Annotated in this window: 26 protein-coding genes; 14 read left to right on the forward strand and 12 right to left on the reverse strand. The window is 45.0% G+C overall.

Annotated features, from left to right (window positions below; all coding sequences use genetic code 11):
• The first annotated feature begins 32 nt into the window (after window positions 1–32).
• The 6 genes from rpmJ (at window position 33) to rplQ (ending at window position 3,132) form a co-directional block, all read left to right on the forward strand.
• Window positions 33–146: a 50S ribosomal protein L36 gene (rpmJ, locus tag R7M92_RS09210; RefSeq protein ID WP_000868186.1), complete on the forward strand. Its 114-nt coding sequence runs from the start codon at window positions 33–35 to the stop codon at window positions 144–146.
• 149 nt (window positions 147–295) lie between these two features.
• A complete protein-coding gene (gene rpsM, locus R7M92_RS09215) occupies window positions 296–652 on the forward strand; it encodes a 30S ribosomal protein S13 (protein ID WP_005383154.1) in 357 nt (118 codons plus the stop codon).
• Window positions 653–670: 18 nt separating this feature from the next.
• Complete coding sequence (gene rpsK, locus R7M92_RS09220) at window positions 671–1,060, forward strand: 30S ribosomal protein S11 (RefSeq protein ID WP_001118870.1); 390 nt, start codon at window positions 671–673, stop codon at window positions 1,058–1,060.
• A 27-nt stretch (window positions 1,061–1,087) separates the two neighbouring features.
• Window positions 1,088–1,708 (forward strand): 30S ribosomal protein S4, encoded by a 621-nt coding sequence (gene rpsD / locus R7M92_RS09225; RefSeq protein WP_005383146.1) that lies wholly within the window; start codon window positions 1,088–1,090, stop codon window positions 1,706–1,708.
• A 24-nt stretch (window positions 1,709–1,732) separates the two neighbouring features.
• Window positions 1,733–2,725, forward strand: a complete 993-nt coding sequence (locus R7M92_RS09230; protein WP_005383143.1) for a DNA-directed RNA polymerase subunit alpha — start codon at window positions 1,733–1,735, stop codon at window positions 2,723–2,725.
• Window positions 2,726–2,751: 26 nt separating this feature from the next.
• Complete coding sequence (rplQ, locus tag R7M92_RS09235) at window positions 2,752–3,132, forward strand: 50S ribosomal protein L17 (protein WP_005383141.1); 381 nt, start codon at window positions 2,752–2,754, stop codon at window positions 3,130–3,132.
• Window positions 3,133–3,267: 135 nt separating this feature from the next.
• Here the strand turns inward: rplQ and R7M92_RS09240 are convergent, their stop codons facing one another.
• Complete coding sequence (locus tag R7M92_RS09240) at window positions 3,268–3,747, reverse strand: DUF2780 domain-containing protein (RefSeq protein ID WP_017820297.1); 480 nt, start codon at window positions 3,745–3,747, stop codon at window positions 3,268–3,270.
• Between the two features lie 153 nt (window positions 3,748–3,900).
• Complete coding sequence (locus R7M92_RS09245; RefSeq protein WP_005383137.1) at window positions 3,901–4,521, reverse strand: FKBP-type peptidyl-prolyl cis-trans isomerase; 621 nt, start codon at window positions 4,519–4,521, stop codon at window positions 3,901–3,903.
• 232 nt (window positions 4,522–4,753) lie between these two features.
• Between R7M92_RS09245 and R7M92_RS09250 the strand changes: the two genes are divergently transcribed.
• Window positions 4,754–5,350: a LysM-like peptidoglycan-binding domain-containing protein gene (locus tag R7M92_RS09250; RefSeq protein WP_017820296.1), complete on the forward strand. Its 597-nt coding sequence runs from the start codon at window positions 4,754–4,756 to the stop codon at window positions 5,348–5,350.
• Between the two features lie 91 nt (window positions 5,351–5,441).
• Here the strand turns inward: R7M92_RS09250 and R7M92_RS09255 are convergent, their stop codons facing one another.
• Window positions 5,442–5,903, reverse strand: a complete 462-nt coding sequence (locus R7M92_RS09255) for a GNAT family N-acetyltransferase (protein ID WP_017820295.1) — start codon at window positions 5,901–5,903, stop codon at window positions 5,442–5,444.
• Between the two features lie 142 nt (window positions 5,904–6,045).
• On the opposite strand from R7M92_RS09255, the gene dbpA reads away from it, so the two are divergent.
• Complete coding sequence (dbpA, locus tag R7M92_RS09260) at window positions 6,046–7,425, forward strand: ATP-dependent RNA helicase DbpA (protein WP_318133211.1); 1,380 nt, start codon at window positions 6,046–6,048, stop codon at window positions 7,423–7,425.
• Between the two features lie 54 nt (window positions 7,426–7,479).
• Here the strand turns inward: dbpA and R7M92_RS09265 are convergent, their stop codons facing one another.
• Both R7M92_RS09265 and cpdB read right to left on the reverse strand, forming a co-directional pair.
• A complete protein-coding gene (locus R7M92_RS09265) occupies window positions 7,480–8,058 on the reverse strand; it encodes a Crp/Fnr family transcriptional regulator (protein WP_318133213.1) in 579 nt (192 codons plus the stop codon).
• 97 nt (window positions 8,059–8,155) lie between these two features.
• Window positions 8,156–10,117 (reverse strand): 2',3'-cyclic-nucleotide 2'-phosphodiesterase, encoded by a 1,962-nt coding sequence (cpdB, locus tag R7M92_RS09270; protein WP_318133214.1) that lies wholly within the window; start codon window positions 10,115–10,117, stop codon window positions 8,156–8,158.
• 275 nt (window positions 10,118–10,392) lie between these two features.
• Here cpdB and cobA point away from each other — a divergent pair, with 275 nt between their 5' ends.
• The 5 genes from cobA (at window position 10,393) to cysC (ending at window position 16,303) form a co-directional block, all read left to right on the forward strand.
• Window positions 10,393–11,268, forward strand: a complete 876-nt coding sequence (gene cobA / locus R7M92_RS09275) for a uroporphyrinogen-III C-methyltransferase (RefSeq protein WP_031780800.1) — start codon at window positions 10,393–10,395, stop codon at window positions 11,266–11,268.
• 59 nt (window positions 11,269–11,327) lie between these two features.
• Window positions 11,328–12,236, forward strand: a complete 909-nt coding sequence (gene cysD / locus R7M92_RS09280; RefSeq protein WP_005379592.1) for a sulfate adenylyltransferase subunit CysD — start codon at window positions 11,328–11,330, stop codon at window positions 12,234–12,236.
• 18 nt (window positions 12,237–12,254) lie between these two features.
• Entirely contained in the window at window positions 12,255–13,685 is a 1,431-nt protein-coding gene (gene cysN / locus R7M92_RS09285) for a sulfate adenylyltransferase subunit CysN (RefSeq protein WP_017633444.1), read from the forward strand.
• A 251-nt stretch (window positions 13,686–13,936) separates the two neighbouring features.
• A complete protein-coding gene (locus tag R7M92_RS09290; RefSeq protein WP_318133216.1) occupies window positions 13,937–15,661 on the forward strand; it encodes an SLC13 family permease in 1,725 nt (574 codons plus the stop codon).
• A gap of 24 nt (window positions 15,662–15,685) precedes the next feature.
• The gene (cysC, locus tag R7M92_RS09295) at window positions 15,686–16,303 is read left to right on the forward strand and encodes an adenylyl-sulfate kinase (protein ID WP_318133218.1); all 618 of its coding nucleotides are present in this window, start codon (window positions 15,686–15,688) and stop codon (window positions 16,301–16,303) included.
• An 88-nt stretch (window positions 16,304–16,391) separates the two neighbouring features.
• On the opposite strand, the gene R7M92_RS09300 is transcribed toward cysC, so the two are convergent.
• From R7M92_RS09300 to R7M92_RS09330, 7 genes are all read right to left on the reverse strand, one after another.
• Window positions 16,392–17,297 (reverse strand): TIGR03899 family protein, encoded by a 906-nt coding sequence (locus tag R7M92_RS09300; protein WP_318133221.1) that lies wholly within the window; start codon window positions 17,295–17,297, stop codon window positions 16,392–16,394.
• A gap of 322 nt (window positions 17,298–17,619) precedes the next feature.
• Window positions 17,620–18,114, reverse strand: coding sequence for a DUF3299 domain-containing protein (locus R7M92_RS09305; RefSeq protein ID WP_005379600.1), 495 nt, complete (start codon window positions 18,112–18,114; stop codon window positions 17,620–17,622).
• A 4-nt stretch (window positions 18,115–18,118) separates the two neighbouring features.
• Complete coding sequence (locus tag R7M92_RS09310) at window positions 18,119–19,378, reverse strand: ABC transporter permease (protein ID WP_318133222.1); 1,260 nt, start codon at window positions 19,376–19,378, stop codon at window positions 18,119–18,121.
• Window positions 19,375–20,103, reverse strand: coding sequence for an ABC transporter ATP-binding protein (locus R7M92_RS09315; protein WP_005379603.1), 729 nt, complete (start codon window positions 20,101–20,103; stop codon window positions 19,375–19,377). The genes R7M92_RS09310 and R7M92_RS09315 overlap by 4 nt, the downstream gene beginning before the upstream one ends.
• 52 nt (window positions 20,104–20,155) lie before the next feature.
• Complete coding sequence (gene zrgA / locus R7M92_RS09320; RefSeq protein ID WP_318133224.1) at window positions 20,156–20,809, reverse strand: zinc uptake protein ZrgA; 654 nt, start codon at window positions 20,807–20,809, stop codon at window positions 20,156–20,158.
• A gap of 133 nt (window positions 20,810–20,942) precedes the next feature.
• Window positions 20,943–21,242: a DUF2607 family protein gene (locus R7M92_RS09325; RefSeq protein WP_080996158.1), complete on the reverse strand. Its 300-nt coding sequence runs from the start codon at window positions 21,240–21,242 to the stop codon at window positions 20,943–20,945.
• A gap of 227 nt (window positions 21,243–21,469) precedes the next feature.
• Window positions 21,470–22,021: a YtfJ family protein gene (locus R7M92_RS09330; RefSeq protein ID WP_005383122.1), complete on the reverse strand. Its 552-nt coding sequence runs from the start codon at window positions 22,019–22,021 to the stop codon at window positions 21,470–21,472.
• 215 nt (window positions 22,022–22,236) lie between these two features.
• Between R7M92_RS09330 and R7M92_RS09335 the strand changes: the two genes are divergently transcribed.
• Complete coding sequence (locus R7M92_RS09335) at window positions 22,237–22,437, forward strand: DUF1107 domain-containing protein (RefSeq protein WP_005379612.1); 201 nt, start codon at window positions 22,237–22,239, stop codon at window positions 22,435–22,437.
• Window positions 22,438–22,439: the final 2 nt, after the last annotated feature.

Consider the following 22,439-nt stretch of genomic DNA (forward strand, 5'->3'; position numbering starts at 1 on the left):
GGTAGACTCAGTTTCATTTACGGAGTTTAGCAATGAAAGTTCGTGCTTCCGTTAAAAAAATCTGCCGTAACTGTAAAGTAATCAAGCGTAACGGTGTCGTTCGCGTGATTTGCAGTGAGCCAAAGCACAAACAGCGCCAAGGCTAATTAGCAGAAATTTTTACTTGAAAATGAAGGTTGGGTCGAGTATATTCCTCGGCCTACCTTTTGCGTGCAAAAGAAGTAGTATTCCGCAGCGTATCCATAACGGGCTTTGCTGCGGCTAATTCTTTTATAGAAACACTTAGGAGTGAATAATGGCCCGTATAGCAGGCATTAACATTCCTGATCAGAAACATGCAGTAATCGCTCTAACAGCGATCTACGGCATCGGTAAAACTCGCTCTCAAGCTATCCTAGCTGAAGTGGGTATTGCTGAAAATGTTAAGATCAGTGAACTAACTGAAGAGCAGATCGATCAACTGCGTGATGGTGTAGCTAAGTACACTGTAGAAGGTGATCTACGTCGTGAAGTATCTATGAACATCAAGCGTCTTATGGACCTTGGCTGTTACCGTGGTCTTCGTCATCGTCGCAGTCTACCACTACGTGGACAGCGTACTAAAACCAACGCTCGCACCCGTAAGGGTCCGCGTAAGCCGATCAAGAAATAATCGGGAAGGTAGAGTACAATGGCTAAACAACCAACTCGCGCTCGTAAGCGCGTACGCAAGCAAGTTGCAGATGGCGTTGCGCACATCCATGCTTCTTTCAATAACACAATCGTAACCATTACTGACCGTCAAGGTAACGCTCTTGCATGGGCTACTGCAGGTGGTTCTGGTTTCCGTGGTTCTCGTAAGTCTACTCCGTTCGCTGCACAGGTTGCTGCTGAGCGTTGTGCTGAAATGGCTAAAGAATACGGCCTAAAGAACTTGGAAGTTATGGTTAAGGGTCCTGGTCCAGGTCGCGAATCTACTGTTCGTGCACTAAACGCCGCTGGTTTCCGCATCACAAACATCGTTGATGCTACACCAATCCCTCATAACGGTTGTCGTCCACCTAAGAAACGTCGCGTATAACGTTTCTAGGACAATTGGAGAAGAATCATGGCAAGATATTTGGGTCCTAAGCTGAAGCTTAGCCGTCGTGAAGGCACTGACTTATTCCTTAAGTCTGGTGTTCGCGCGATCGATACCAAGTGTAAAATTGATAACGCACCAGGTGTACACGGCGCTCGTCGCGGTCGTCTATCTGAGTATGGCGTTCAGCTTCGTGAGAAGCAAAAAGTACGTCGTATGTACGGCGTTCTAGAAAAACAATTCCGTAACTACTACAAAGAAGCTGCTCGCCTAAAAGGCAACACTGGTGAAAACCTACTTCAGCTTCTTGAAGGTCGTCTTGATAACGTAGTTTACCGCATGGGCTTTGGCGCAACTCGCGCAGAAGCACGTCAGCTAGTTAGCCACAAAGCTATCCTAGTAAACGGTAAAGTTGTAAACGTTCCTTCTTTCAAAGTAGCGGCTAATGACGTTGTTTCTATTCGCGAGAAAGCTAAACAGCAAGCTCGTATCAAAGCAGCTCTAGAAGTTGCTGAACAACGTGAAAAACCAACTTGGATTGAAGTAGATGGTGGCAAGATGGAAGGTACATTCAAGCGTATGCCTGAGCGTTCTGATCTATCAGCTGACATCAACGAACAATTGATCGTCGAGCTTTACTCTAAGTAAGGTTTAAACTAAAGAGAGGACACAATGCAGGGTTCTGTAACAGAATTTCTTAAGCCACGTCTAGTTGACATCGAACAAATCAGCTCGACTCACGCAAAAGTAACTCTTGAGCCATTAGAGCGTGGCTTTGGTCATACTCTGGGTAATGCACTTCGCCGCATCCTTCTATCTTCTATGCCAGGTTGTGCTGTAACAGAAGTAGAAATTGAAGGCGTACTTCATGAGTACAGCACGAAAGAAGGCGTTCAAGAAGATATTCTTGAAATTCTTCTAAACCTTAAAGGTTTGGCTGTGCGCGTTGCCGAAGGCAAAGATGAAGTGTTCATTACTTTGAACAAATCAGGCTCGGGCCCTGTGGTTGCAGGTGACATCACCCATGATGGTGATGTAGAGATCGCTAACCCTGAACACGTAATTTGTCACCTAACGGATGACAACGCTGAGATCGCAATGCGTATCAAAGTTGAACGTGGTCGTGGTTATGTTCCAGCTTCTGCGCGTATCCATAACGAAGAAGACGAGCGTCCTATCGGTCGCCTACTAGTAGATGCTACTTACAGCCCAGTAGACAAAATTGCCTACGCTGTAGAAGCAGCTCGTGTAGAACAGCGTACTGATCTAGACAAGCTTGTTATCGATATGGAAACAAACGGTACTCTAGAACCTGAGGAAGCAATCCGTCGTGCAGCTACAATCCTAGCTGAACAATTGGATGCATTCGTAGATCTTCGTGATGTACGAGTTCCTGAGGAGAAGGAAGAGAAGCCAGAATTCGATCCGATCCTACTGCGTCCTGTAGACGATCTTGAACTAACAGTTCGCTCTGCTAACTGTCTGAAAGCAGAAGCGATTCACTACATCGGTGATCTAGTACAACGCACTGAGGTTGAGCTACTTAAAACGCCTAACCTTGGTAAAAAATCTCTTACTGAGATTAAAGACGTACTTGCGTCACGTGGTCTGTCTCTGGGCATGCGCCTAGAAAACTGGCCACCTGCATCAATCGCTGAAGATTAATCGATACTAGTTAGAAGGATTAGGTCATGCGCCATCGTAAGAGTGGTCGTCAACTCAACCGCAACAGCTCACATCGCAAAGCGATGTTCAGCAACATGGCTAGCTCTCTAGTACGTCATGAAGTTATCAAGACTACTTTGCCAAAAGCAAAAGAGCTACGTCGCGTAGTTGAGCCTTTGATTACACTAGCTAAGACTGACAGTGTTGCTAACCGTCGTCTAGCATTTGCACGTACTCGTGACAACGAAGTAGTTGCAAAACTATTTAACGAACTAGGTCCACGTTTTGCTGCTCGTCAGGGCGGTTACACTCGTATCCTAAAAGCTGGCTTCCGTGCTGGTGATAAAGCTCCAATGGCTTACATTGAGCTTGTAGATCGCCCAGCTGCTGAAGAAGCTGCTGAGTAATCAGTTCGTAAGAACGAGAAAGCCGAGCATTAGCTCGGCTTTTTTGTATCTGTAATTCAGTAAACCTTTATATCCAGCCTGCATTTATTTCAACCCATGCAGACTGGCAATTTAAAAAGTGATTATCACTTGCGCTTATTTACTAGTATTCCACAACCCGCCCAACGAACTTAGAAGCCCTTCGCTAGCGCCTTGCTTGTTCAAGTAATCCAAGATTACTGGAGCAAACTGACTGATCATAGATGGGTCTAAACCTAACGTATCGAATGCACTTTTTACAGCACTGATATTCTCAATATTTCCTAGTAAGCTTTGTGCTCCTTGCAAGTTTGAAAGTCCAGGAATCAAAGACTGTAATTCACTACTATTTTCTTGCGAAAGCTGGCTTTGAGCCAAAGCGAGTAGTGCACCACTGCCTCCGGCTGCTTGCTCAGTGGATACTGGTAATTGGCTAGTTAGCATGTCTGTTAATGGAGACGACTCGGTGTTCAAGCTGCTGCCGACCATGTCCATCAGGCCACTTTCTTTACTTTTTTGAGTGACTGAATCTAAGAATGCGTGCGCACTACCAATGTTGATTGATAGGAGTGCTAGAGTTAGGAGTGTTTTACGCATAGTACCTCCAAAGGTTGAGCGTTTTTTAAAAGTGATTTTATTTTTAAAGGCTATCAGAGTGAAAGGTTCAGAGGTGAGAAAGTCTATTCAGTTTAGACAAAAAAACGGCGCTAGTGCGCCGTTTTATTTAATCGTAATTGAAAATGGTTTCAATTAGATAATATCTAATAGTTCTACTTCGAAAACTAAAGCTGCAAATGGAGGGATAGCCGCACCAGCGCCACGCTCACCGTACGCAAGATCTTGTGGTACGTATAGCTTCCACTTAGAGCCAACAGGCATTAGTTGTAGTGCCTCTACCCAACCTTTGATTACACCTGTAACAGGGAATTCAGCAGGTTGACCGCGAGATACAGAGCTATCGAATACAGTACCGTCAGTTAGCTCACCGTGGTAGTGAACGCGAACTGAGCTTTCTGCTGTAGGAACTGCACCAGTACCTTCAGAAATGATTTCGTACTGAAGACCAGAGTCTAGAACGTTAACTTCAGGTCGTAGAGCGTTGTCTTTTAGGAACGCTTCGCCTTCTGCTGCCGCAATTTTTGCTGCTTCTTGGCGAGCTGTTTCTGCACGAGTGTGAAGTTCTTGTAGTGCTTTGTTGATTTCATCAATTTCGATTGATGGCATGTCACCAGTTAGTGCTGTTGCAATACCTGCTGCGATAGCATCAACGCTAAGACCTTCAAGACCAGAGCCTGCAAGTTGCTGACCCATTTGCAGACCAATGCCGTAGCTTGCTTTTTGTTCTGCAGTTTCAAATTTAATTTCAGACATGAATGTCGCTCTTATTAGGAGTGATAAAGGTAACAGGATATCAGTTTCGAGCTTAGGTTTAAATGATTGCGACTGAATGCTTAATTGAGGCGGCCAGGTTGTGACTTATCTCTTACTCCAAGTGAAATTTCTGCTAATTTAATCCCAATTCCATTTTAGTTTGGTGAAAAACATATACTCTCCGCGTCGGTATTTTTATACTGACCGTAGAAGTATTAAGGGACTCATTACAATGAATCGTCGCAGAAAGAAAAAGCAGCAAGTCGACTATGTCGAATTGGTTAAACAAAAATTCGCTGCTATCGACTGGAAGCAGCCGTTCAACAAAGAGCAATGGTTGGAGCGTATACAGCCTGTTAAGCAGTTTTGGTTGCGTCTGCCTAAATTTCATCAGCGTGCTTTGATGGTCTTAGTGCCATTGATTCTGGTACTCCTTGTTATTCCTTTGCCGAATAAAACAGACCAGCCAGTTGAGCAGACTGAGGTCGATCATCAACGCGTAGCGATTGAGCTGAACGCGCAGAGTTTAAGCCAGCAGAGAACCTCTCAGAACTCTGGACCGAAATCTGAAGACTGGAAAGAGTACACGGTTAAAAATGGTGATACATTAGCGCAGGTTTTCAGAAGTAATCAGCTCTCTATGGCGGATCTTAGCGCTCTGGTCAAAATAGAAGGCAGTGATAAGCCGCTAAGCCAAATAAAGCAGGGACAGTTGATTCGCTTTAAGCTTAGTGACGAAGGCGAGTTAGATATGCTACAGCTGGAAAAAAGCGGGCGGTCCGTTATGTTTTTCCGTTTGTCGGATGGGACCTTTGGGCGTAACAAGTAAACGCTTCAAATGAAAAGACGCGAATATATCGCGTCTTTTTAGTTAGTTTTTTAATTCGATTAGTTTTCATAGTAACCAATCGAATTGAAACTTATAGCGCTACGGATTCTTTCCGCATATCCACATGAGGGATACCATCTTCAAGGTAGCACTCTGAGATAACCTTGAATCCATGACTTGCATAAAACTGGATGAGGTGTTCTTGAGCACCTATATCTATTGTCTGCCCTGGCCATAATGTTTCGCATTGTGCCAATGCCTTGTCCAATAACTTATGACCTAAGCCACCGCCTCGCGCGGTCTGCTTTGTCACCACTCGACCAATACTCACATTGTCATACGTAGTGCCTGCGGGCAGTAATCGTGCGCAAGCAACCAGTTCATCACCGTGATAGCCTATTAGATGATAAACGCCTTCCAGCGTGTCCTTACCATCCAGTTCAGGATAAGGGCAGGTTTGTTCAACAACGAATACATCCACACGCAATTTCATCATTTCATACAGCTGTGTGGTTGTTAGCTGAGCAAAGGGCAAAGTAATCCAAGTGAGCATGTTGTCATCCGTAATGAGAATAGAGTGACTGACTTTACTTTGTTTTGAGCTCATACTCATTAACAAAGGTTAATTAGCACTGGTTTTCCCACCAAATCTGGTGATAATGTGCCCTCTTTCCATCTCACCTGAGGATATCCCCGTGAGCAAACAAACATTCGATCAAGTAGGGCTTAACCCAGCGTTACTTGCCACACTTGATTCCCTGAACTATACCCACATGACGCCAATTCAAGCTTTGAGCTTGCCTGCAATCCTAAAACATCGTGATGTCATCGGGCAGGGTAAAACGGGCTCAGGTAAAACCGCTGCATTTGGTTTAGGGGTTTTATCGAACCTCAACGTCAAACGCTTTCGTGTCCAGTCATTAGTATTGTGTCCAACGCGTGAGCTTGCAGACCAAGTAGCGAAGGAAATTCGTACTTTAGGTCGCGGCATTCATAATATTAAAGTGCTTACTCTCTGCGGTGGGATGCCTATGGGGCCACAAATTGGTTCGCTGGAGCATGGTGCGCATATCCTAGTTGGTACTCCTGGTCGTATTTTGGATCACCTTGAAAAAGGCCGAATTGATCTTAGCGAACTGAATACCTTGGTGCTAGATGAAGCTGATCGCATGTTGGACATGGGGTTCCAAGACGCATTAGATGCAATCATCGATGCAGCGCCAAAGCAGCGTCAAACTCTACTTTTCAGTGCTACTTTTCCAGAAAAAATTGAGCAAATTGCGCAGCGTATAATGCAGACACCGGAAGTGATTAAGGTGGAATCGACGCATGATACCTCAAGCATTGCGCAGTACTTCTATAAAGTTGAAGGCTCGGAAGCACGTGATGAAGCATTGGCGAATTTGCTGCTGACTCACCAGCCAGAGTCCGCGGTGGTTTTTTGTAATACCAAAAAAGAAGTGCAAAGTGTCGCAGATGAGTTGCATCACAAAGGATTCAGCGTTATCGATATCCATGGGGACTTAGAGCAGCGTGAACGCGACCAAGCATTGGTGCAGTTTGCTAACAAGAGTGTGTCTATCCTTGTTGCAACAGACGTTGCAGCGCGTGGTTTGGACGTTGATAATCTTGATGCTGTCTTTAACTTTGAGCTATCGCGCGATCCTGAGGTTCATGTGCACCGTATTGGTCGTACAGGTCGTGCGGGTAGTAAAGGTTTAGCGTTCAGCTTTTTTGGTGAGAAAGACGGTTTACGTGTAGCTCGTATTGAAGAATACCTAGAGATGGACGTGGTACCAGCAACATTGCCTGCCAAATCAAATCAGCAGCCATACCAAGCGAAGATGGTTACGATTAACATTGATGGCGGTAAGAAACAGAAAGTACGACCGGGTGATATTTTAGGTTGTTTGACAGGAAAAAATGGTATTCCAGGCTCTCAAGTCGGAAAGATTCACCTGTTCCCTGTACGCGCTTATGTTGCCGTCGAAAAGTTTGTGGCTAAAAAGGCTCTACAGACCATTAGTAACGGCAAGATGAAAGGGCGCCAATTCCGGGCGCGAATTCTTAAATAGCTCAAATAGCAGAGAAAAAGCTCTTCGTTTGAAGAGCTTTTTTCTTTTTTGAGTTTATTTGAGAGTGTGATCTTTGGTTAAGCGCGCTTTGATTCGGCTCAAACTGATTGGCGTAATGCCGAGGTAGGCCGCAATTTGACTATCGGTAATACGTTGCTTTAAATCTGGGTAATGAGCGCAAAATAATTGATATCGTTCTTCTGGAGAGTAGAGCAACATAAAGCGTTCTTTGTTCTCTTTATTAACCAGTTGGTTTTCGAGTAGCTTTAAGTAAATGGCGTGCTTTTCTGCTCGCCAGTGATGCAACGTTTCAATTGGCAAGCAAAATAGCTGACAAGCGCTCAGCGTTTCCAATAAGTAAGGCGAAGGTTGGTCCTTTATTATGCTCTCAAACCCGATAACCCAGTCCTTCTCCCAATAAAATTCTTTACTGAATTCTTTGCCGTGCTCAGTAAGATAGCTTGCGTAGCATAACCCCTCAATGATGAAGTAAAGGTGTGAGCTAAACTCCCCTTGGTGATTAAGAATGTGGCGTGTAGGCAGTTCGAGCAACTCACCATTTTCAATAAGTTGGTTTGCTTCTGTCTCTAAAAAGCCATGTTTGACTAAGTCTGAAAAAAGATCGCTGTGCATGTGATAACTCAGAAACGGTTTTCTTTATTTTAACGGGTTTTATTGATAACAAAAAAGCGGCTCATGAGAGCCGCTTAGTGTTGTTGTCAAATCAACCTTATTTATTCAGATCGATTTGATAAATTGCGAAACCAATGTCGTCTGTTGACACGTGTTTCATTGGGTATTGTCCTTTCTCTTTGATGAACTGCGCCGCTTTATCGCTAGGGGAGGTTTCGAAACGAATATCTAGCTTGTTATCGGACTTAATCGGTGCGAAAGACCAGTTGTTGTCAGCGCTTGGTGTCACTTCTCCTTTTTCTTCACTCACGCGAGAAATATAAGTGGCGACGACAGAGCGGTTTTCATCTGGTGCGTCAAACGCAATGAAATCTGGGCCTGTACCAGGGAAAGTATTGCTATAAGCACGGTAGTTATTGGTTGAGATGATGAAATCTTGCTTCGGATTGACAGGCTTACCATTGAACGTCAGGTTCACAATACGCTGAGAATCTGGATTAATCACTTTACAATCCGCATCGTACTTCGGCGGTTGGGTAACGTCGATTTGGTAGTTAACCCCATCAATAACATCGAAGTTGTAAGTACGGAAATTATCCCAATCAATCAAAGATTGCGGTTTAGGATTGTTGATGTCGATGTGGTTGAATTGACCCGCACTGCACTCTAGCCATTCGCGAACTTCTTTACCTTTCACTTTCATCGCAACCAAGGTGTTTGGATATAAGTAAAGATCGGCCGCATTACGGAAGGTGAGCTGACCGGATTCTACTTCTGTAAAGTTATTCGGATCGTTCTTACGACCGCCGACTTTAAATGGTGCTGCCGCACTCAGTACTGGAATGTCAGAAAGGTCTGGGTCGCCTTGAATAAAGCGTTCCACGTAGTCTTTCTGAGCAAGGTTAACGATTTGAATGGTGGGGTCGTCCTGCACTAATGCCAAGAAGCTGTACATGACATCATTTGCTTTGCCGATTGGTTGGTTTACAAATTCACGAGTGCCTTTGTGATCTTCTTCTAACGCTTTCACAATATCTTCATCGGCTTTAGCTAATGACTTCTTATTTACTTTATCGAAGATAGGGCGTGCTTCTGCTTGGCCTTCGACGACTTGCCATCTGCCGTCTTTCTCTTTCAGCATCAAATCCATCACACCTACGTGACTTCCCCAGCGGCCCGGCATCACGGACGTTACACCATTGATGGTCCCTTTATCTATATCAACACCAGGTAGGTTTGCGAAGTCTTTCCCTGGGAAGACGGCGTGAGAGTGGCCAAAAGCAATCGCATCAATACCTTCAACTTCTGTGAGGTAGTAAACAGAGTTTTCAGCGCCTAGCTTGTATGGATCAGTAGAAATGCCCGAGTGTGGAATCGCCACAATCACGTCTGCGCCTTCTTTCTTCATTTGAGGAATCAGTTTCTCTGCTGTTTCCTTAATGTCTTTAGCAAAGACTTTGCCTTCTAAGTTTTTCTTATCCCACACCATAATTTGTGGTGGTACAAAGCCGATGTAACCCACTTTTATTTGATGCGCTTCGCCGTTTGTGTCTGTAAATGTGTGAGTTTTGATGAGGTAAGGCTTGAAGTAATGCTCACCGGTTTGTTTATCAAATACGTTTGCATTGATGTAAGGGAAGTTTGCACCCTTCAACGTCGTTTGTAGGAAATCTAAGCCATAGTTGAACTCATGATTGCCAATGTTGCCCACATCGTAGTCTAGCTGGTTCATCGCTTTGTAGACTGGGTGCACGTCGCCGGGATTAATCCCCTTTGCCGCCATGTAATCGCCCATTGGGCTGCCCTGAATTAAATCACCGTTATCTACTAGTACCGTGTTTTCTGTCTCGGACTTAGCTTGTTTCACTATTGTCGCTGTGCGACTTAAACCGATTTGCTGTGATGGTTGGTCTTTGTAGTAATCGTAATCCATCACGTTGGTGTGAATGTCGGTGGTTTCGATAATACGAAGCTTGATGGTATCGGCCATTGTTGGGCCAGCAAGCGTTAGCATGCCACTTAATACTGCGAGGGAAATAGGATGAACTGCCACTTTCATTTGGTGCTCCAATTCAATGATAAGGGGAAATCGTACTGCGTAATGTATCAAACACAGATGCAACTCGATGATAAAGATACAGAAAACTGTGAACATTAATCAGTTTACTGAACCTTATTCATATTAACCGCCGACTTTTTCACGCTTTTGAATGAGACCAAACAAAAACTTCTTAGCAGATTTTTGAATAAAAAATGAAATTTTAGAATTTCAGGTAATATAAACGCCCCGCCATAATGCTTGCATAACGATATCAATGGACGATGAGCAAGCACATGGCAACGAACGATTCAGTCACTTCTTTTCCTAAACCAAAGCCCCGGTTAGTTTCTGACAACCCAGTCGCTGGTGTTACTCGTTTTGCAAAGCAATCGCTACAGCCTGGTGAAGTCGCCTTAGTAGGTGCAGGACCAGGCGATCCTGAACTTCTGACGGTGAAAGCACTGAACTGCTTGCAGCAAGCTGACGTGGTTTTGTACGACTACTTGGTGTCTGAAGAAATCATGGCATTGATTCCAAGCGACACGATTTTGGTGTGCGTTGGGAAGCGAGCTGGGCATCACAGTGTGCCGCAGGAGAAGACGAATCAGCTTTTGGTGGATTTTGCCAAGCAGGGCTACAAAGTAGTGCGCATTAAAGGTGGGGATCCGTTTGTATTTGGTCGTGGTGGTGAAGAGTTAGAAGTGCTTGCTGATGCCGGCGTTCGTTTTCAAGTTGTCCCTGGCATTACCGCAGCAGCTGGCGCAACCGCTTATGCTGGTATTCCACTGACTCATCGTGATTATGCGCAATCGGCCATCTTTGTGACTGGCCACTTGAAAGAAGAAAGTGATGAGATGGATTGGTCCACGTTGGCGCGTGGGAATCAGACTTTAGTGATCTACATGGGGCTGATGAAATCACACTATATTCAGAATCAACTCATTAAGCATGGCCGTTCAGCGTCGACTCCGATTGCCATTATTGAGCGTGGCACGCAGATTCAACAAAAAGTATTTACGGGAGAACTCTCCCAACTCTCTGATTTATCGAAGGAAGCACAATCGCCATCTTTGATTGTTGTCGGAGAGGTAGTGCGACTGTCTCAAAAGTTAGACTGGTTTTTGTCTAGTACTGAATTCAACAAAAGTGCTATTGCCAACTCCATATAATTTCAGACCAAAGATTAGAGACGTAATGCGCCTTCAAGCTTAAAAAGGAAATACAAAACATGGACCAACAACGTTTAACTCACCTTAAACAACTCGAAGCGGAGAGTATCCACATCATCCGTGAAGTTGCGGCTGAGTTTGATAACCCAGTCATGATGTATTCGATTGGTAAAGACTCATCAGTGATGCTGCACCTTGCGCGTAAAGCTTTTTACCCAGGTAAGATTCCATTTCCATTGCTGCATGTCGACACCGATTGGAAGTTCCGCGAGATGATTGAATTTCGTGATCGCACCGCGGCCAAATACGGTTTTGAGCTTTTGGTACATAAGAATCCAGAAGGTCTAGCCATGGGCTGTAGTCCGTTTGTTCATGGTTCTTCTAAGCACACTGACATCATGAAGACTCAAGGCTTAAAACAAGCGCTGAACAAGTACGGTTTTGATGCGGCCTTTGGTGGTGCGCGCCGCGACGAAGAGAAATCACGGGCGAAAGAGCGCGTGTATTCATTCCGCGATAAGAACCATACATGGGACCCTAAAAACCAACGTCCTGAGCTATGGAAGACGTACAACGGTCAGGTTAATAAGGGTGAGAGCATTCGTGTATTCCCGCTGTCTAACTGGACTGAGCTTGATATCTGGCAATACATCTATTTAGAAAACATCGAGATCGTGCCGCTTTACCTCGCGGACAAACGCCCAGTTGTTGAACGCGATGGCATGCTGATCATGGTTGATGATGATCGTATGGAGCTTCAACCGGGTGAAGTGATTGAAGAGAAGAGTGTGCGCTTCCGTACCCTTGGTTGTTATCCATTGACTGGGGCCATCGAGTCTGAAGCAAACACTTTAACTGGCATTATCGAAGAGATGCTGGTGGCAACGTCGAGTGAGCGCCAAGGCCGAGCGATCGACCACGATCAGTCAGGATCGATGGAGCTTAAGAAACGTCAAGGTTACTTCTAAAGGATCTAAGGAAAGATAATGAACAGTGCAGTTGAAGCTCAATTAGCCGAGCTTGGTATCGAAGGCTATTTAACACAACACCAGTACAAGTCGTTACTTAGATTCTTGACTTGTGGCTCGGTGGATGACGGTAAAAGTACATTAATCGGTCGCTTACTCCATGACTCAAAACAAATTTATGAAGATCAGCTAGCGGCAGTGCACTCAGACAGCCAACGTGTGGGCACCACGGGTGAAAAGCCTGACCTTGCGTTGTTGGTCGATGGCTTACAAGCTGAGCGCGAGCAGGGGATCACGATTGATGTGGCTTACCGCTATTTCTCGACGCAGAAACGTAAATTCATCATTGCAGATACTCCTGGACACGAGCAGTACACACGTAACATGGCTACAGGTGCATCGACATGTGACTTAGCTGTGATTCTGGTTGATGCACGTAAGGGCATTCTCGATCAAACTCGTCGTCACTCTTTCATTTCCAACCTGTTGGGTTTGAAGCACTTTGTTGTGGCGATCAACAAGATGGACTTAGTGGATTACTCCCAAGAGCGCTTTGAAGAGATCCGCGACGAGTATTTGAAGTTCTCTGAGAATCTGACAGGGGATATTGATATTCAAATCATCCCGATCTCAGCGCTTGAAGGGGACAATGTGGTGGATAAAGGCCAAAACCTGACTTGGTTTAAAGGCCCATCATTGCTTGAGCTTCTTGAAACGGTCGATGTGGATCAAGAAAAAGGCGCGGGTGAATTCCGCTTCCCTGTGCAATACGTTAATCGCCCTAACCTAGATTTCCGTGGTTTTGCGGGGACCATTTCTTCTGGTTCGATCAAAGTCGGTGATGCCATTAAAGCATTGCCATCGGGTAAAACGTCAACTGTGGCACGTATTGTGACCTTTGATGGTGATATCGAAGAAGCTCGTGCCGGATTAGCTGTCACTCTGACGCTAAGCGATGAGATCGATATTAGCCGTGGCGACTTAATTGTTCTAGATAATGCTCAAGTGGAAACCACAAACCATTTGCTTGCCGATGTGGTGTGGATGACAGAGCAACCCCTGCAACCGGGTCGTGACTATGACATCAAAATCGCAGGTAAGAAAACCGTAGGTCATGTTGAAGCGATTCGTCATCAATATGACATTAATAATCTCTCGACTCATAGCTCGGCAGAGCTGCCATTGAATGGTATTGGTTTGTGTGAATGGTCTCTTAATGAGTCAGTCGCGCTGGACAATTATCAAGACTGTGCAGATACCGGTGGCTTTATCATTATCGATCGTCTGACAAACGTGACGGTTGGTGCTGGCATGGTTAAAGAGAGCCTCGCCGTGGTTGAGCGCGATTTGACGGACATCTCTGCGTTTGAAGTTGAGCTTAATGCGCTTGTCCGTAAACACTTCCCACACTGGGAAGCAAAAGACGTCAGCCAGTTTCTGAAAAAGTAACTGGCTTACCCAAGTACGATAATTTCAGGCTCTGTCTGCTGTTGTACTTGGGGCGTCGCTACCTAACTGAATTGCGAAATGTCGTTAGGTATTCTCCTAATACCAGAGTGCTTCGGTGGAGCCCAAGAAAACCGAGCATTCTGATGTTCTTTTCGCTTGCGCTGATTTTTGTCTGTTTACTCGTTTGTCGGTGTCTCATGGATAAACGAGTCGTTGTTGTGCTCTTTAGGGCTATTTGGTAAGGAAAGGCTATGTGGGAACAAGGGTTTGTGTTAGCGATTTTGTTTGGCATTATCACTTGCTTGCTTGTCACGAAAATTAAGCCTAGTTATGTCTTTGCGGGTGCCGCTTTTATTGCATTCATGGCTGGGATGATGGATTCAGCCACTATCGCATCCAATTTTACCAACTCTTCATTGTTAACCCTGGTTCTATTGATTCTTGCATCCTGTGCTCTAGAAAAAACACTGCTGATCAGTTGGGTGAGCCGAAGTATCTCTGAGGGCCAGTTAGGCAGCGTGATTGCTAAGCTCGGTGTGTCGACCGCCTTGCTTTCTTCATTTACGAATAATACCGCTGTGGTTGTCTCATTGATTGGGGCGATTAAGCGTAATCAGCAGCATGCACCTTCGAAATTACTTATTCCCTTGTCTTACGCCGCCATTTTTGGTGGCACGTTAACTTTGATTGGTACGTCGACTAACTTAATCATCAACAGCTTTGTCGAAGACGCAGGCTTACCGAGCCTGAGTTTTTTTACACCTACGATGATAGGTTTGGCTGTGCTGGTGGGAGGGATGCTGATTCTTATCCCACTGAGCTACTTGCTACCGAATTATGATGATCAAAACCAAGAAGATTTACCTTACTTTCTTGAGTCTCGCGTTGAGCCAGGCTCACCGCTAGTTGGGCGTACGATCAGCGAGAATAATTTACGTGCGCTGCGCAAACTGTTTCTTGCAGAAGTGGTGCGCGATGGTGTTACTGTTTCTTCTGTGGGACCGGATTTTGTGCTCAATGCAAAAGACCGCCTGTTATTTTGTGGCGATGTTGAGAGCGTCGCGACCCTGCAAGAAATTCCGGGCCTCAAGTTGTTTGGTCAGCAGCACTTAAATGGGCAAAACTTTATCGAAGTTGTGGTGAGCTCGTCGGCGACGTTTTGCTACAAAACCCTCAAAGAGAGCCGATTCCGCGACCGATTCGATGCCGTTGTTGTGGCGATTCGCCGAGGCCACGAACGCCTAGAAGGTGGCTTGGGTAGCATTACCTTAGCGCCTGGGGACACGTTAGTTCTGGTTCCAGGCAAGCGTTTTGAGTCTGAACGCCGAGCTCATCGTAAAGAGTTTGTTTTAGTGCATGACTTGGACTCTAGCGCTCGGCTTGATACGAATAAGTCTTCCATTGTATTACTGGGCTTTGCAGCCGTAATTGGATGCGCTCTATTAGAGTTAGTACCGATTATTAAAGGTCTAGCTGCGTACCTTATCGCGCTTATTGCGTTTGGTATTGTGCAGATTTCAGAACTGCGCCGCCGTTTTCCGATCGATATCGTCGTGATTGTCGGTTCCGCTTTGTCTATTGCTCAACTGATGATCTCTTCTGGATTGTCAGAAAGAATGGGAGTGATGTTTATTGAAGCGTTTAATGGCTGGGGAGTATTTGGTGCCTTGGTGGCGACTTATATCATGACATTGGTACTCACTGAATTGGTGACAAACAATGCCGCGGCTGCGCTTTCTTTTCCTATCGGCTATAGCATGGCGGTGGGTTATGGCGTGGATCCGATGCCATTCATCATGGCGGTTTTGTTCGGCGCGAGTGCGAGCTTTATCTCTCCCTACGGTTACCAAACTAACCTGCTGGTGTACAGCGTAGGAAATTACAAATTGACCGACTACGTGAGAATTGGAGTGCCAATTTCGATTGTGTACTCTGTATTAGTACTTACTTTGATCCCGGTCTTTTTCCCGTTTTAATTCCGATATTTACAAGGATACGTTATGACTGCCGAAACGACGGTAAAAGATGAAAACATTGTTTGGCACCAGCATTCGGTTGATAAACAGTTTCGTGCTGAATTAAAGAAGCAAAAACCTGCCGTATTGTGGTTTACCGGCTTATCTGGAGCGGGTAAATCAACCGTAGCAGGGGCGTTGGAAAATCGCCTTGCAGCATTGGGTTACCACACCTATTTATTGGATGGTGACAATGTACGACATGGTTTGTGTAGCGATTTAGGTTTTTCTGAACAGGACCGTCGCGAGAACATTCGTCGCATTGGTGAACTGGCGAAGTTGATGGCAGATGCGGGTTTAATTGTTCTGTCGGCGTTTATTTCACCGCATCGTGCAGAGCGGAAGTTAGTGCGCGATTTATTGCCAGAAGGCGAGTTTATCGAAGTGTATGTCAATGTATCTCTAGAGGTTTGCGAAGGTCGAGATCCTAAGGGTTTATACCGTAAAGCCCGTGCGGGAGAGATTCCTAATTTCACTGGTATTGATTCGGAATATCAAGCGCCAGAGAACCCTGAAATCGATTTGCCCGCGGGAGAAAAGAGTGTCGATGAGCTGGTGGATTTGTGCTTAATCGATCTTAAACAACGCGGTGTGATCCGATAAAAATCATTTAGATCATAGGTGACCTAAAGCTCTTTGAGCGGCTGGAGAAGTATTTGGATCATAGGTGGTCAAATGCTTCTCCAACTGGCTAGACAGTATGATGAACCGTACTTTTAGCTTCACTATGGACACTAAATCTATGATTTAACAGTGCAAGCATTTGATCGTAGTATTCGGCATGTGGTTTGTTTCCGAGCAAGGTGCAGAGCTCATTGCCTGTGGGTGTGAAGCGGTAATATAAAAGGCGGACACCTTTACTGTTTACGTGCAGCGACAAGTTTTTACCTTGGTAGGTGAGGACCAACGGTGTCTCGATACTAATTTCGCCAGATTCAAGTTCGGCACTGTGCAGCAGCCCTAATTCAATTAAGAGCAACAAGCTTGAATACGGCAGTTGAAAACTTCCCATATTTAGGCTGTTGGCGACGTCTCGCTTGCCGAAGCTAAATATGCCTCCTTGCGCTTTGTAACCAATCAGCAGTTTTCTGCTGTGATCCCCTCCAAAACTGCACGCTAAAGAGGCGGCTCTTTGCAGAGTTTGTGCTTCCTTTGGTGACATATCCTTGAGGGTTTTCAACGCTTTCATGGACGTTGAACCCGGATTGGTCACTTCACGCTTCATCACTTGAGCCCATAGCTTTTGCATCGCGCTGTTATGGATGTCTTGAGCCATCTCAAAAAATCGATGCAACCAATCTTGGTCTGGCTCTCCCGCTGTCTCATCTCGGCATGAACTGTGCGCTAATTTTAAAATCTGTTCTAAGTTTTTTTGTCGCTGTTCTTGGCGTCTTTGCTCTCGCAATTGGGCTCTTTCAAACGCAGACTTGGCCGGCGGTTCGGTTTGCAGTAAGGCGTCAAGACCGTGTATTTGGGCTATGGTTTTTACCTTACTAGCACTGTCTTTTATGTAGCCTTGTTTCTTTTCTTGTTGCGTATTTTTTTTTGTGTCTGACTGATGTTCGATGACAACAGGTTGCTTTGTCGGGTCTGCCATTCGTTTTCCTACCAAGAACTGCGCGGTTCGCACGTTTAAATTTACACCTTATCTGACCAAGCGACCAGACAGGAGTTCTCAGTTTTTGAACGAATAGGGCTATTCAAAATGATAATGAGTTGTTAAAATTGTTATCGTTATTTTGGAGGGGCTATGAAGTTCTCAGAAGCAGGTAAACTCAAAAAGCACCTGTCGATAGCGTTTCTTTTGGTTATTTATGTGGGCGTGTTAGCGTATTTATCTCGTTATATCGTGTAGCACAAAGCTAAAAAAGGCGCTAGTGTGACGCCTTAGGTGTAGCGAGGCTTATCGACGACTTAAATTACATATCGTCGTAGGCTTCTATTTCTGATCCCTCAATAACGTAAGCCGTTTCTGCCAGTTCGTGGTTTATCGTCTCGGTTTTCAACGTTCCAACCACATATATAACATCCCACAACTCTTGAACAGGCGCGCCTTTCGGAAACTTCACGTAAATGATCTGGTTTGGAGGCGGTGGTGGCACGTGAATACAAGCTCCAAAATATGGCACCAATAAAAATTCGGTGACGGTATCGGCATCACCTTCAAGTGGGATAACAAACCCTGGAATTTTAACTTGGCTTCCGTTCAGTTCTGGTCGAACGTTACCAATCTTGGACTGCTGGGCTGCGCCACCACTGTGATCAGATGCGGGCATGCCTATACTGTCGAACAATTTACGCTCTTTTTCTGGAACAAGGTCAATCCAGTCAAGCTTTAATGGTTCTTCGCTGGCCATAACAGGCGCTGTGAATGCGACGACCAGCAAGCAACTTGCGAGTATTTTTTTCCACATTTTATTAAATCCTTATTGTCATTCCGTCACTCAGTGACTGTCGGTAGGCGCGGAGTGCGGGAATGAAACCAATCACAATACCAGCGCATTGTACGAAACCTAATAGCATCCACTCATAAGTAGATAAGATGCTTAAGGTGAGATGTATTCCATAGTGCTGTTGGATGATCGGCTGCGCGATAGCAAGAATGGCATACAGCCCAGTAACGCCAGTAATAATACCAGCAGCAGTAAGCAAGCTGGCTTCACTAATTAAGAGTGAGAAAACATGACGAGGCCTTGCTCCCATGGCACGCAAAATCGCCATTTCACGGCGGCGTTCCTGTAGGCTAGTTAATAGACTGCTTAACATACCTAACAACCCTGCGATCACGACAAAACCAGATACTGCCATTAGGGCTTGCTCTGCAACCGACATCATTCTCCATAACTCATGCAACGCAACGCCGGGCATAATGGCGCTGAGCGGCTCTTTGGGGTAGGTGTTAATTTGTCTTTGCAGGGCGAAAGTTTGAATACGAGATTTCAAACCAACGAGCATAGCGGTAATTTGTTTGGGCTGAAAGTCTCTGTTTTTGAGATCTTGTGCCTTGGGTGTCGGGCCCAAACGCGCACCACTTTCCCATCCGACGTGAATGGCTTCGATGGCTTCCAATGATACATGGACAGTTTTGTCGACTGGTGTTCCTGTAGGTGCAAGGATACCGACAACTTTAAATGGCAGATTGTCATGACGGCTAAAGCCAACGTCGCTAATGCCGTGGGCAATGATGATTTCGCTACCGATATCATAACCAAGTTGTTTAGCGACATCAGAACCTAGCACGGTTTCAAATAAACCATTGAATTCTCTGCCCTTGCTAAATGTTAGTGGTTGCTTACTTCCAAACTTGTAATGCTCAAAGTAACTGTGATTGGTTCCCATAACTCGGAAGCCTTTATGCGAGTCGCCAAGCGAGATTGGAATAGCCCAATCGACTGAACGATGATTGGCAAACTCTTGGTAGCTTTTCCAATCGATGTTGTTGGTCGCATTACCAATACGAAACACAGAATAGAGCAATAGGTTCACTTGCCCAGAACGTCCACCAATAATGAGGTCAGTGCCTGAAATTGTATTAGCGAAGCTATCCTTGGCTTGAGTTCGGATACGCTCGACGCCCAAGAGGAGTACCACTGAAATCGCAACGGTCATGATGGTTAGAATTGCCGTCGCTTTGCGGTTCATCAAGCTTTTCCAGGCGAGCTTTACAACGGCACTCATGATATGGCTCCTAGGCTAGATACTTGATTAATGTCGGGTAGATTGAGCGTGCGATCGAATAAGGGTTCGAGTGTTGGGTCGTGGCTAACGAATACCAGTGTGGCATTGGCTTGATTCGCTTGCTCCATAAGGAGCTCAATAAATGCTTTACGATTGTCATAGTCTAAAGCTGAGGTTGGTTCGTCAGCGATCACTAACTCTGGATGTCCTATCAGAGCTCGAGCCGCAGCCACACGTTGTTGTTGACCAATACTCAATTCAGAGACAGGGCGTGTATGAAGCTCGTTTGGCAAGTGCAGTCGTTCTAGTAGGGCCTGAGCCTGTTCATTTAACGTTTGAGATGAGGCACCTAAATGGGCACGGTCACGTCGTATTTTACTGAACTGACATGGCAATAATACGTTTTCAAGTACGTTAAGGTACGGCAATAAATTGAACTGTTGAAAGATGTAGCCAATATGATTGGCGCGAAAGCGGTCTCTCTGACTGGCACTTAAACTAGCAAGGTCAGTATCGAGAACAGATAGAGAGCCTGAAGTTAATGTGTTAATCCCCGTCAACAAAGCGAGCAAGGTCGATTTACCGCAGCCACTTGGACCTTTGATAAACACATGCTCGCCTTGTGTAATGTGTAATTTGGGGATGTGGATGGTTGGGTTGGTTGAACCGGGCCAGAAAAATTGGGCATCCTCTAGCTCGACAACATTTGGTGTGGTTTCAGTCATATTAAATCACCAAAGCTGTGGCGTGTAAGTGGGTACTTACACGCCACTCGTGTTATTTGATTACGATTTGGGTGTTATCTTTGCTTAATTTAATTGCTGATTGCATGGTATCAGTGAATATATTGACGCTGATGGACTCTGTAGTTGGGAATTGGTTAAACCAATCGGTTTGGATTTGGCTAAGCTGATTAACTTGTTCGCAACTGAAGCGATATTGCACCGAAAATTCACCGTGACCGCCATGATCGTGCGCCTCATCATGATCGTCATGGTGGTCATGTTTATCATGATGTTCATTATTATCATGGTGTTCGTGCCCTTCATGATCGTGATGTGCATGGTCATTATGGTCGTGCTCACTATGATCATGTTCCTCATGAGTTTCGCTTAGGTTGTGGCTCACGTAAGCTTCTTCAATATTACAATCAGCTTGTGAGTTAATAGCGAACAATGCGTTGCTGTCTTCGAGTGTAGCGACGGCTTGTTTAAGCGCTTGCTCTTGTTGCGCGTTTTCTGGAGCATGTTCGAAACCCACAACATCAGCTCCAGGAGCTGTGATCTCTACTAACAGATCTTTGCCATCTTGGGCGATATTAAACTCGACGTGACCATGCACATGAGCACCATGCTGGCGGTATTCGTTTGCATTCGCTGCTGTCGATAAAGTGAGACCAATAGCAAGGGCTAAAACGTGTTTTGATGACATTGTATTTTTCCTAATTTTACTGGCATTAACCAAAGGCGGTATTGCTCAGATTCGAGTTTCACTAAGTTATTGTTCCTGACACACTAGGTGCGGAAATGAACTCAATAATTTTGAGTGTGGAATAGTTTGGAAATTAAGCAAAATAAGGAGGGGCACGAGCAGCGCCAAGAACTTCTTCGCCGTACACGAGATGCAAAAAAACATGATGATGCTGGGCGCGCGTAAAAGTCGGTGTAGAGAGGGTAGGTTGTACCTTTGCTATACCGTGCTGAACACCAGAAAATAATTGGCAATGATGATGGGTATGATGGTCGGGCGTCAGATCGACTTGATGGAGTACGACCGCAAAGTTCCAAGCGATCAGCAACGCAACACTGAAAAATAAAGCAGTGCGATACCAATATCTTAGTATTTTTTGCTGGTGGTGGTACATCTGAGCTCCTCTTACCGACTGTTATAATATAACACCCATAATGAATAAAAGTTCACTCTTTTGTTGGCTAGCAGAAAAATTTAACTCAACACATACGTGCCGAAAAATATTGGTAATACTCTCTGATGGAAGTGTCGCACTTATAAAGAGCAGAGTTATCACTGCCCATGCTTCTAATCAAATTCATATAGCTCCTTACAACAAGAACAAGGAGCCATTCAATGAAGCTAGATGTTCTGTTTAATAAGCTCAATGACTTTTGTTATCTCATCTTGCTCAAGTGCGCCCTCTTTGACAAACAGAACTTTGCCCGTTTTGTCTTGAACAATAATGGCCGAGCTTTCTTCTTTCAGGTCCCAAGTATTAGCAACTACGCCATTTTCATCAAGAACCATGGATGACCAAGGAAACTCTTTTTTGCTGTCTTGAGCTGAAGACTTCACGAAAGATCCTGTCCCCCAAATTGCATCATCTTGGTTGATGATAGTCGTCGTCTGGTAGCTTTCTTGTGGAAAATTTGCCGCTGTTATTGCCGACATTAAAGGGGCATTCATCTCTTTTGAACTGCTACGGCCTGCGATGGCTTGAATAACACGAACTTTGCCTTGCATATGTTGAGTTGCCCAGGGTTGGTATGCAACGCCTTCGCCTTGTAAAACAATCTCGCCGTAAGCGGCAACATTGACAGGAGGAACGCTTTTTCCTACTGACAAGTTGTGTGCAAAGGTCAAGCTTGGCGTTAAGGCCAGTAGTAGAGGTAGGAGAGTCTTAGTTTTCATATTGTTATATTCCGTACGAGGTTTGGAAGCTTCCAGTATATATCCAGATCTTAGAAATTTGTAGGACCGTTGATAACATTTATTTAACGTATGGAGTGGTGTAATCTTGCGTTATATTTAGAATTTGCTAAAATGATTTCCATCGCAAATTGCGCATTAAGATTGCAGAGGAAAAATAAGCAATCCGTGTTTTCTCAAAGGAATTGAGGTGAGTTATGCTACGTGAGTTTGCTGTATATCGACCATTACAAGTGGCCCGTTTTGTTAAAACGTTGTTCAAAGGTCAATTTTTTATTGTTGGGGTTGGCTGTTTTCAGTTCGACAATGGCAAAGTGTTACTACCTGACGTCAACGATCATAAAAGGCTCACCATCTTTAAAGAAGTCAACCAAGTGATAGCATCATTATCGGCTTAGTT

Source organism: Vibrio sp. Vb2880 (genome assembly GCF_033337975.1).
GTDB lineage: Bacteria > Pseudomonadota > Gammaproteobacteria > Enterobacterales > Vibrionaceae > Vibrio > Vibrio alginolyticus.